The 1535-nt window shown below is 36.9% G+C and carries 3 protein-coding genes; 1 reads left to right on the top strand and 2 read right to left on the bottom strand.

The genetic code is table 11. The features are described 5' to 3' along the window. A partial coding sequence (gene mbpC / locus AB5443_RS25285; protein ID WP_151909149.1) for a mobilization protein MbpC occupies positions 1-416 on the top strand: 416 nt, incomplete at its 5' end. Positions 417-551: 135 nt separating this feature from the next. Here mbpC and AB5443_RS25280 read toward each other — a convergent pair. Both AB5443_RS25280 and AB5443_RS25275 read right to left on the bottom strand, forming a co-directional pair. Beyond that, positions 552-1058, bottom strand: coding sequence for a hypothetical protein (locus AB5443_RS25280; protein ID WP_008675760.1), 507 nt, complete (start codon positions 1056-1058; stop codon positions 552-554). Further along, positions 1039-1535: hypothetical protein (locus tag AB5443_RS25275; RefSeq protein WP_342673102.1), on the bottom strand; the 497-nt coding region annotated here is incomplete at its 5' end. The genes AB5443_RS25275 and AB5443_RS25280, both read right to left, overlap by 20 nt.

The following is a 1535-nucleotide window of genomic DNA, read 5'->3' as shown; positions in this document are numbered from 1 at the left end:
CCTATAAGCAGGGACAGTACAGCCCCCGAAAGAGAAAGGACACCACGCCCAAAGTAAATCCGCAACTTGCGGTAGAGCTGGTGTTTCAAGAGTTGAAGCGCGTAGAATCCTATACGAAGCGCATAGAGGACGCAACAGCCAAAAAGGTAGAAGTAGATAGAGGAAGCCTTGAAAGTGCCGAAAATCGCCTAAAAAGCGTATTGGCGGAATTTGAACGGCTGGGGAACAGAATGAAAAATGGCGGCTATGTGGATAAACGGGTTTCGTTCTACTCCATTCTTTGTGCCGTTATCTCCCTCTTGTTTGCCTGCCTCATGTGTTATTTGTGGGTGGATGCTGCCAAGGAACGGGACAGATACCAGCCCTTTTATGAATATTACCAGCAGATGCAAGAGCAGAAAGAAGGGAAGGAATAGAAATGTACGAGTTAAATGGGTAGAAAACCAAATATTTGCAAAGATAGTAATTCTTTGCAAACTCTTAAATGGCACTGATGCCATTCCTATATATAAAAGCCGCCGGGAATCTATGGAGTTCCGGCGGCTTGCTCTTTATTCAAAAAACATTTCTTCTGATTTCTCAAAAATTAAATTGGGAGAGTCTATAACACTTTTTCTAAAGGAGGCAATATTACTTGTAGATGTGTCGCCCAACATTATGACTACTTTATTCCTTCTTTCATCTAAATAGTGACCATAATACTTTAATTTTGTAAAATCTTTTTCAAGTAATAAGGAGTCTAAAATCTTTATTTGCTGCATTAAGGACTCTTTACTGTTTCCACACATTTTTATAATTACTCCATTGGAACTTTTACATCTTTCAAAAATATCATTCCGTATATTGTATGTGTCGTTTGTAATACAAAAGTAGACAATTCCATTTTCCACATACATACCTCCTAAATAAGGTGGTTCTCCTTTCTCTTTAATAGAATTCTTCCAATTGGAAATTACTTCATTTACAGTTAACGTGTCTATATAATTACTGTTTTTTTTATTCGAACAGGATATAATGAAAACAGCAAAGCTTATAATTCTAATACAATTCCAAACCATATTTTTCCACGGTACGAGAAGCAGGCATAAAATATGAAGGATTGGAATTTGTGACACCTCCTATTAATGTTCCGGCTATATTCATATCATCAGGAGTGTAAACAATGCATCCGCTATCTCCGCTTTGTGAATTACAGGTCATTTTTACTATGCCAGTTAAAGTAACTGATATGCCTTGAGAGGGCCATTTAAAAGTGGATGTTGCATAAGTGGAGTTAATATAACCAGTACTTGCGCTATGCCTACCACGAATTGCGACTTTTGAATTAACTAAATAAGAAGATAGTTTTGGATTAACAGATAAAAAATCGCTATATAAATGATTTGAAAATGTATATCCATTCATTGAATAACAAAAGGCAGCATCCGTATCTCCTGACGTTTGTGAAATTTCAGCACAACCTATAGGAGTACTCATCGATTCATTTTCGTATACATAAGTTCCAGCTTTTTGTACAACGTGTCCTGCGGTAACAA

It is taken from the genome of Bacteroides sp. RTP21281st1_H5_RTP21281_210402 (assembly GCF_040918965.1).
Lineage (GTDB): Bacteria > Bacteroidota > Bacteroidia > Bacteroidales > Bacteroidaceae > Bacteroides > Bacteroides congonensis.
This window is presented reverse-complemented; position numbering and strand designations above follow the sequence as displayed.